The organism is Acidovorax sp. KPB24-07 (genome assembly GCF_057543315.1).
Map to the genome: position 1 here is coordinate 1 of NZ_BAAJYS010000158.1, position 8,598 is coordinate 8,598.

The 8,598-nt window shown below is 69.0% G+C and carries 12 protein-coding genes; all 12 read right to left on the reverse strand.

Going from position 1 to position 8,598, the window contains the following annotated elements:
• A partial coding sequence (locus AC27IQ_RS15315; RefSeq protein WP_487089964.1) for a TraC family protein occupies positions 1–359 on the reverse strand: 359 nt, incomplete at its 3' end.
• Positions 359–793, reverse strand: a complete 435-nt coding sequence (locus AC27IQ_RS15320) for a TIGR03751 family conjugal transfer lipoprotein (RefSeq protein WP_487089965.1) — start codon at positions 791–793, stop codon at positions 359–361. The genes AC27IQ_RS15320 and AC27IQ_RS15315, both read right to left, overlap by 1 nt.
• Positions 774–2,240 carry a TIGR03752 family integrating conjugative element protein gene (locus AC27IQ_RS15325; RefSeq protein WP_487089966.1) on the reverse strand — a complete coding sequence of 489 codons (1,467 nt, stop codon included), beginning with the start codon at positions 2,238–2,240 and terminating at the stop codon, positions 774–776. The genes AC27IQ_RS15320 and AC27IQ_RS15325 overlap by 20 nt, the downstream gene beginning before the upstream one ends.
• The gene (locus tag AC27IQ_RS15330) at positions 2,230–3,159 is read right to left on the reverse strand and encodes a TIGR03749 family integrating conjugative element protein (protein ID WP_487089967.1); all 930 of its coding nucleotides are present in this window, start codon (positions 3,157–3,159) and stop codon (positions 2,230–2,232) included. The genes AC27IQ_RS15325 and AC27IQ_RS15330 overlap by 11 nt, the downstream gene beginning before the upstream one ends.
• Entirely contained in the window at positions 3,156–3,848 is a 693-nt protein-coding gene (locus AC27IQ_RS15335) for a PFL_4703 family integrating conjugative element protein (protein WP_013721995.1), read from the reverse strand. The genes AC27IQ_RS15330 and AC27IQ_RS15335 overlap by 4 nt, the downstream gene beginning before the upstream one ends.
• On the reverse strand, positions 3,845–4,273 hold the full coding sequence (locus AC27IQ_RS15340; RefSeq protein WP_487089968.1) for a TIGR03750 family conjugal transfer protein: 429 nt from the start codon (positions 4,271–4,273) through the stop codon (positions 3,845–3,847). Before AC27IQ_RS15340 ends, AC27IQ_RS15335 begins: the two co-directional genes overlap by 4 nt.
• A 12-nt stretch (positions 4,274–4,285) precedes the next feature.
• Positions 4,286–4,663 (reverse strand): TIGR03745 family integrating conjugative element membrane protein, encoded by a 378-nt coding sequence (locus tag AC27IQ_RS15345; RefSeq protein ID WP_487089969.1) that lies wholly within the window; start codon positions 4,661–4,663, stop codon positions 4,286–4,288.
• A gap of 21 nt (positions 4,664–4,684) precedes the next feature.
• Positions 4,685–4,924, reverse strand: coding sequence for a TIGR03758 family integrating conjugative element protein (locus AC27IQ_RS15350; RefSeq protein ID WP_096450688.1), 240 nt, complete (start codon positions 4,922–4,924; stop codon positions 4,685–4,687).
• Positions 4,921–5,268, reverse strand: a complete 348-nt coding sequence (locus AC27IQ_RS15355; RefSeq protein WP_487089970.1) for an integrative conjugative element protein, RAQPRD family — start codon at positions 5,266–5,268, stop codon at positions 4,921–4,923. Before AC27IQ_RS15355 ends, AC27IQ_RS15350 begins: the two co-directional genes overlap by 4 nt.
• Positions 5,269–5,442: 174 nt before the next feature.
• Positions 5,443–6,192 (reverse strand): TIGR03747 family integrating conjugative element membrane protein, encoded by a 750-nt coding sequence (locus tag AC27IQ_RS15360; protein ID WP_487089971.1) that lies wholly within the window; start codon positions 6,190–6,192, stop codon positions 5,443–5,445.
• The gene (gene traD / locus AC27IQ_RS15365) at positions 6,189–8,348 is read right to left on the reverse strand and encodes a type IV conjugative transfer system coupling protein TraD (RefSeq protein ID WP_487089972.1); all 2,160 of its coding nucleotides are present in this window, start codon (positions 8,346–8,348) and stop codon (positions 6,189–6,191) included. Before traD ends, AC27IQ_RS15360 begins: the two co-directional genes overlap by 4 nt.
• A 20-nt stretch (positions 8,349–8,368) precedes the next feature.
• Positions 8,369–8,598, reverse strand: a 230-nt coding sequence (locus AC27IQ_RS15370; protein ID WP_487089973.1) for an integrating conjugative element protein, incomplete at its 5' end; no start/stop codon positions are given.

The window sequence follows — 8,598 nt, forward strand, 5'->3', positions numbered from 1 at the left end:
GCGTTCTCCAGCGCATCGCGCGCCTGCCACAGCCAGGCCATCTCGCGGCCCTCGGTGCCCACCGGCGCCAGCTCGAAGAAGCCCGCCACCGACTGGCCGTCTTCCAGCAGCATGCTCTTGGAACCCGGCAGGTACTCCACCCAAGGCAGCAGGTCGGCGAAGGACGGCGCCACACCGTAGAGCGCCTGCTGGTCCGCCTCGGTGGCAGGACGGTGCAGCCGGTCATCCGCGACGGTGCCCGGCTCCGGGATGCCGTGTGCCGCCAGTGTCGTCACATGCCGCGACCAGGCATCCTCGTCGTGCAGCTCAGGGCCAGCCGATGCGAGGGCCTTGCGCGGCCAGGGCAAGGTCCAGGCCATCAGTAGTCCTCCAGGCGTTCGCCGGGCATGGCGTACTGGACCCTCTGATACAGGGGAAAGACGGTGGTGTAGCCAGGCATTGGCACCGGATCGCTGCCAGCCAGGTGCGGGAACACGTACATGACCAGATCGGGGTTGGGGAGCCGGTGGAACTGGCGGTAGATCTCGTTGGCCGCGGTGCGCGTGTAGGCGGTAGCGGCGGCGGGCGCCGCATGCACGTCGGCCTCCGTCAGCGGCCGGCGCAGGCCCTGGCGTGCATCGAGCAGTTGCCGCGCCGCTTGCCCGCCGCCGGCACTGCCGCCCGTCTCCTGGTTCCACACGTCGAGCATGGTGTAGTCGCCGTGCGGGAGTACCTTGTCCTTGCTGGTGGCGCAGCCGCCCAGCACCACGACCGCGCACAGCACCACGGCCGATTCAATCCAAATCCGACGCATGCTTGCCTCCGATGCGGTGATTGACCCGGCGCCCCTTGGCGTCGTAGTCGATGTTGAGCGGCTGCTCCAGGTGCACGGCGACCTTGGCGCCGGGGCGCACGTAGACGGCGGCGAAGGCCTGCCCGTACAGCTTGTTGACCCAATCGGCCATGTCGCGCACGCCGCCGGCGAGGATGCGGCCCATGGCCTCGTTGCCGCTGATGCCCACGGTGCCGAGAGAGCCGTTGCTGTTGGCGACCACGGCCACGCTGCCGTTGTCCGACTTGATGAGGGAGGCCGCACCGGCACCGGCCGCGGTGATGAGGGCCTGCGAACCGAGGTACTGCTGCGCGTTGCTGCGCCGTTCCCCGCTGACGCAGGGGACGCCGTAGGGGTCGCTGATCCAGCCCAGGCCGCCGTGCGTGGTGCTGTTCGCGTTGCCGCCCGAGCCGCCGTTCTGGTTGCGGTTGCCGTCCTCCGGCATGGTGCGCACCGTGCCGTCGTTGAAGACGAACGTCACCGAGCGGATTTGCCCGCGCACGCAGGAAAGCGTCCAGTCGCCCGAGGCCGTGCCGCTGACCACCGCGCCCGCCACGTCGGGAATGTCAATGCCGTTGGCGGTGAGGTTGTCCGGGCCGATCAGCACCTTGAAGGGGTACGGGTCGTTGACCGTGCCGTCGATCGGCACGCGGCCGATCAGCGCGGTCATCGCGATGGAGCCCATCAGCGTCGAGTTCGACGGCACCGTGTAGACCGGCTTGGACGACGCGCCCACGGCGCGGCTGCCTGCATCCGCGACGGTGCTGGCCACGTTGTCGGCCGTGTCGGAAAGCGTCTTCTGTGCCGGCCCGAAGCTGGTCGGAAAGTTCAGGCCGCCGCTGCTGCCGTTCTTCGCCGAAGGCTTCGCATCGTCCGGTTCCACCCAGCGCGTGCCGCTGGTGCTGCGCGCGGCGCCGCCCTGGCTGCCGCTGAAGCCCTTGCCGTCGCCGTCCTCCAGGCCGAGCCCGACCGGCAGATCGGCCTGGCCGCCCTTGCCGGAAAGCCCATCCAGGCGCCGCTGCAGGTCTTGCAGCAGGCCCTGGGTCTGCTGGCGGTCGCCGGCCAACTGCTCGCGGTCCTGCTGCAGGCGGCCGCGTTCACCATCCAGCGCGGACTGGATGCGCTGGTCGATCGCGCTTTCCCGCGCGCGCATACGCTCGTTCTCGCTCTTCTGGTTCTTGTTGTCGTTGAGCGCCGTCTGCAGCTCGTTGCGCAACTGCTTGACCTGGGCCACCAGTGTGGCAACGGTATCGCGCGGCGTGTCGCCCTCGATGCCCAGCGCCTTCATCTCTTCGGGCGTGAGCGAGTTGGCGCTGCCGGCCGGAACGGGCTTGGCGCCGCGATCCCCGGAGAACATCTTGATGCCGACGAACAGCAGCACCAGCGCCATCGGGATCAGCAGCCACTTCAGGAGGGGGTTACTTTTCATGGCGGGCACCTCCTTCGGCCTGGCCGGCCGCCGCGGCCGGCGGCAGGTTCACCGTCGCGTCGATCGGTGAGAGCTTGGGCAGCAGCGACTCGGCCAGGCCGTGGCCACGGGTCACGAGGTAGACCACCGTGGTGTCGGCGGCGCGGCCGGCCGGCGCCAGATTCGGGTGCTGGAAGGTCGCGGCGAGAAAGTCGCCCTGCAGCGCGCGGGGATCGAGGTCGAGCCAGCGCCCGGAGGCGTTGGTGAGCTTCACCGCCGTCACCCACTGGTCTTCGAGCCGCCAAGCGGCCAGCGCCTGCGCACGCACCGGCAGCGTGGGCAGCAAGGTGGAAAGCTCCAGCCCACGGCGCAGATTGACGCGGCCGATGCCGGGAACGGGCTCCACGGTGCGCAACGGCGCGTAGAGGTTCTGCGCCGCATAGCGGGTGAGCGCGACCGCCACCGGCGTGGCGCGCTTCGCTGCGGGGACTGTGCGCGCCACATCGTCGTCCGCCGTCGCCGCAGTCTTTGCCGGCTCGCCGTAGCGGGTCGCCGGCACATCGGCTTCGACGATGCGCACGGGTTCAAGCGCGGGTTGGCCCGCCTTCGCCGGCTCGGCCGCGATGTCCAGTAAGATCAGCGCGCCCGACTCCACGTCCTGCAGTTGCAACCGCGTGGGCGGGATCGGCGCATTGGCGCGGAGGTAGATCGCGCCACCGGCGCTCTGCACGCGCAACTGCTCGCCAACAGTGGGCGGCACGCCGATGCGCACGTTGCGCTCGATGAACACCACGCGCTCCTGGCCGACCACCAGCGGCACCGCCAGCGGCAAGCGCTCCCAGCGCAGGATTTCGATGGCATGGGCCGCAGGCACGAAGGCCAGGCACAGCAGCAGGCCAGCCAGGGCCGCCGCAGATGAACGCTTCACGAGGGACTTCATGGGGTGTCTCCCTGCAGGTTGGAGCCGGCGCTCGCGGCCCGGCCGGGCGGCGCCGCAGGCGGCGGGGTCTCGATGCGCTCCGGCGCGCGCGCATGGCAGTCCAGTGCCAGGCCGAAGGGGTTGCGCTCGGGGTCCACGTCCATGCGCACGACCTTGAGCGCGTAGCGCACGAGTGCGCGCTTGACCTGCTCGGCGCCCAGGTACTCGTCCGCGCTCACGTCCAGCGTGACGATCCAGTTGTTGGCCGACACGGTGCGCACGCGCATGGCCGGGTCGTCGCCGTAACCGCGACCCGGAATCTCGTAGATGCCGCGTACGCGCTGACGCAGTTCGCCATTGCTACGGCGGAACTCGAAGTCCTGTTGCAGAAAGGCGCGGCAGCTCGGCGTGAAGTACGCAGACAGCGCATGCAGGTTGCGCGGGTAGTCCTGCTCGCCGTTGGTCGGCCAACGTTGGGCTTGCTGCCAGATGTAGAAGGTGAAGGCGTAGACGCTCTCGGGCGGAACGTCCCACCACTTGCGCGTGCTGCCCGAGCGCAGATCGGGCGGCACGTGGATGGTCAGGCTCTTGGGTGCGCTCCACCAGCCGAAGCCGAGCAGCAGCGCCACGACGAACAGCGCGGCGCCGGCCAGGCGCAGGGTCTTCACGTGCGCCTGCAGGTGCGCGACCTCGTTCTTGAATCGGCTCATGGTCTGCCTCGACGCAGGGACGGATCGGGCCGCAGGCGCCGCGTGGACCACCAGCCCGAACGGGTGATGAGCTGGCCCCCGCCGGCGTGCGCTGCCAGCGCGGGGTAGCGCAGCGCGAGCCGCCACTGGAGCTGGCGGTACAGCCAGGTTTCGGGCCGGCCGCGCTTCCACCGCCGCAGCAGGCCGCCGCCCACGAAGACACCGACACCGATGCCGGCGACGATCAGCGTGGGCACCATCGCGATGCTGTGCGTCAGCCAGGCCAGCGGCACGCCGGCCAGGAGGCCGGCCGCGCCGGACACGCCGGCGCAGACCCACAGCTCGTCGGCCGTGAGCCCGCGCACGACCACCGGATGGCGGTTGAGGCGGTGCGGCAGGAAGGTCACGAGCCCATCGCGCGACGGGCTCTCCAGGGCGCCGGCCATCGTTGCCGGGCCTTACAGGACGCCCGTGGCCTTGGTCAGCAGCCAGATGCCGACGACCAGCAGGATTGCGCCCACTGCCACCGTCAGGCCGAACTGGCCCCACGTCGCGCGGCCGGTATGGATCTCGGCGTAGCGCGTGTAGGCGTGGTAGCAGACACCGACGAACATCGAGGCGACGACGAGCAGCGCGATCAGCAGCACGATGTCGTAGCCGTAGTTCTGCAGCGTCTGCATGATGCCGCTGCCGGTGCCCCGCGACGGGTCTTCCAGCGTGGGAAGGTCGGCGAACGACGGCAGCGGCGTGGCGGCGATGCCCAGCGGGATCAGCCACGCGGCGAGGCGCGCGGCGGGCCGCGACGTGGGGCGGCGGGAAGTAGCGGGAGCGTTCATGGCGAAGTACCTTTCATGGGGTCAGGACAGGAGGAAAAAGCCCAGCACCAGGTACATCGCGACGAAGCGCACGATGACGCCGAGGAACTGGCGTTGGGTCAGGTGGTGCTCGGCCCAGCCGACATAGGCGGTGCGCATCGCCCACACCCCCCACAGCAGCAGGACGGCGAAGACGAAACCGAGCACGACGGTGGAGACGGCCCCGGGGGCGAACCCACCGTTGGCCGTGAAGGCAGCGACCTGATCGGCGGAAGGCGTCATGGCGACGGCGCCTCCTTGGCCGGCGTCGCAGGCGCCGCGTTGCTGCGCGTGTAGTCGCCGGCCAGCGGCACGGGATCACGCGGCTGGGCGCGTTGCAGAACGAGGTAGTCGCGCACCCCGGCACGCACGCGCTCCAGGTCGGCACGCAGCCGCGCGTAGTCGAAGTGGTAGCGGGTGCGCTCCTGCGGCGCGGTGGTGGCGGCGCGCTCGGCCAGGCGATCCAGCAGGTCGAGCTGGCGCGTCACCGCGGCGAGCATCTCGCGCTCCGCAGCGTTGTCGGAGGCGTCAGCGGCGATGGCGGGCTGCAATCCGGCAGCGGCAAGCAGCAGCGCGGCAAGACGCACGGCCCAGGGTGCCGCGACGGCGAAAACGCCGAACCTGCGCGGGATTGCGAGTGGTTTCCATCGAGCCGTTCTCCGAGGGATGCGGATGGCTTGATGCTCAAACGGCCGGTCTTCCGGTGCCGCAATCAATCGGAACCGGCCCGCCACCGCTTTCCGCGACGGCGGCCGATGCGGCTACAGGTACTTCTTGAACGTCGCCGACGCGATGCAGACCGCGACGCCGAGCAGCGCGGCGCTGGGCAGCAGGATCAGCAGCGGATGCACGCTGACCGGCAGCGCCAGGTACGTGACCCAGGGCAGCACCGCCAGCGGCATCAGGCTGGCCCTCGCCCGGTGGTAGACGAAGCCCGATTCGCGCCCGGCGCCGAAGCCGCGCACGTCACGGCGCACCAGGCCATCCACCAGGCCGGTGAAGGCCGCCATCAGGAACAGCGGCAAGGTCAGGATCAGTACCAGCAGCCGCACGAGGAACACCAGCACCGTGTAGGCCGAGGCGATGACGTAGCTCTCGACATGCGCGTAGAGCTGCCCGATGTAGTAGCGGAAGTCCTGCGCCTGGCTCTTGGCACCGGCGCGTGATTGCGCCGCGGCGTCGCGTATCCAGTCCAGCAGGCCCGTCTTCACGAACAAGCCCTGGTAGGCCCACTCGACAAGCTGGCGCGCACTACGCCCCGGCTCCTGCACCAGCACGCTTTGCGTGAAATGCTCCGAGAGCTGCGACAGTTCGTAGTTCAACATGCCCTGCGCATGGCGCCAGCCCTGCTCGGGCCAGAGGAAGCGCATGCCGATGCACTCGATCACGATGCACAGCAGCAGCGAGCCGATCAACACACCGAACAGCCGGAACGGCAGCGTCACCAGCCCCGCGATCAGGCCCTGCTGGCGAATCTGTTGGCGCTGGACGGCGACGGCGGGATCGCTCATGCCGTGGCCTCTTCATCCGCGCTCGCCATCTGCTTGAAGTCGGCGAGCAGATCGTCGGGCAGTGCCTGGTCCTGCAGACCGGGAAGCCCCTTGTTGTCCCACCAGTCGCCGGCCTCGACGTAGTGCTGCCGCATGTAGCCGGCCAGCTCCTGCAGATCCTTGGGCATGGCCTCGTCGGGATCGGGTGCCGGCAAGGGCATGCGCACCTTCCACAGGTGCCCGCCCTCGATCAGCGCGAAGCATTGGCCCTTGGGCAGGCCGACCACGTGCGCTGGTTCGATCAATGGCACGCTGTTGCTGCTGATGCGGTCCTGCGTGTTCGACGTGAACGCGGTGTTGCCGGTCGGGTCGGAGCTGTCGGTGGCGCCGCTCATCACCGTCGTCGTGTAGACCTCGACCTTGGGCAGTTGGCGCGTCAGCAGTTCGGCCGTAGCGGTCTCGCGCACGCGCAGCATGAACAGGTTGTTGAAGTTGCCGACGACCTGACCCGCCTTCGCGCGGTTGCCGATGCGCGCCTCGATGTCCGAGAGGGTCTGCGTGTAGGCCGTGACCTGCACGCCGGCACCGCCACCCTTGTTGACCATCGGAATAAACTCATCGCCCATGAGTTCGTTGAACTCGTCGGCGTGCACGTTGATCGACACCTTCACGCCCGTCGCGGCACCCGGCAGGCCGTCGTCGATGCCGAACTTGTAGATGTGGCCGGCGACCGAGACGAGATCGCTGAACATCGAGTTGCCAACTGCCGCCGCGACTTCCGCGTCCGACAGCGCATCGAGGCCGACGTAGACCACGGCCCGCTTTCGGATGATCTGCATCCAGTCGAAGATCGGCCGCGGGTCGGAGAGGTCCGAATAGTTCGGCGCCAGCAACTGGGCGATCTTGCCGGTGGTCAATTTCTCCAGCAGAGGCAACAGCGACGCGACGATCTTGTCGAAGTACGTCCGGTCGTAGCGCACCGCGCTGCGCAGGCCGTCGAGCACCGGGTCGTAGATGCGCACCTGCGAGAGGTACTGTTCCAGCGCGACGACGCGCTTCTCGCGGCCGATCATGTTGCGCGGGATGTTCTTGTCGTTCAGCTTGGCTTCGAGCTGTACGATGACCTCCCAGGCCTTGGGCTCGTTCCGGGCGAAGTAGTGCTGGGCGTACTCGATGAACAGCGCATCGATGTTGATGACATGACGCTGGATCAGCAGGTAGTCGGGCCGCTGCCCCAGCTCGACCAAGGCCCGCGCGATGATGTTGACGAAGCGCCAGGCGAACTCGCGGAACGCCGCGCTGTTGCCTTCACCGGAAAGCTGGCCCGCGATGCGCGTGGCGACTTCCGAGATGCGTCCGAAGCGGCCCACCGCGTTGTAGCGCGCGGAGATGTCCGGCCAGCCCAGGTGAAAGACATAGAACTCGCCTTCGCGCCCGGCGCGCTTGGCTTCCACGTACATGCGCTTGAGCAAGTCGGCATCGCCCTTCGGGTCGAAGACGATCACGACCTCGTGCTGTCCGTTGACCTTGCGCCGGATGTCCTGGGTGATGAACAGCTCGGCCAGGCGGGTCTTGCCGACGCGGGTCGTACCTAACACCAGGCTGTGGCCGACGCGCTCGGCCAATGGCAGCGTGACGTCGACCTCGTACGGTTCGATACCGTGCAGCCGCGGCATACCGCCCACCGGCGGCAGCGGACGCGCCGGGTTGAGCGGGTTGTCCCAGGCCAGGGCCTTCGCCATCTTCGACAGCGGGTACGGCGCGAACTCCAGGCGCTCTTCCATGCGCCGCGCCATCCGGTAGATCGTCGTCGGCTCGACGTAGCGGCGGAACTCCGGCCGGTAGGTCTGCATGAGCCGGTGCGTGTGTCGCTGATCCCAGCGGAAGCCCCGGCCGACGAACAGCCGCTGCTGGCTGACCGGCACGTCGCGGCTGGTCATCACGTAGCGCGGCAGGCGCCGGATGTTGCGCCGGTAGCGCAGGATGACCCAAGCATCGTGAAAACGCAGCGCGCCGAAGGTGAGGAAAGCGAGCGCGCTGCCCAGGCCGAGCAAGGGGCTCAGCGCGAGCGACCACGGGGCCACCAGGCACAGAAGCGCGGCGCCCGCACAGACCGCGACGGTGTATAGCTCCACCGCTGGCCGCAGCAAGACTTCGACGGCTTGGGACTGGGCCATGGCGGGTGCTTCACGTCACGTCAGGGCTCGATGCCGGTGGCGGTGATCAGCACCGGGTAGTGCTTGAGCCCCAAGCGCTGCGCCAGCTCGTCGCCCGAGGCCGGCGAGAGCATCAAGCCCGGTACCAGGCGGCGCAGTGCGGCCAGGGCTTCGGGCGTCGCAACGTTGACCACCAGGCCCACGGCGCGCAGCGCCTGCAAGTCCTTGCCCCGCTGTTTGAGCCAGGCGCGCGAGCGGTCGTCGTCGCCGA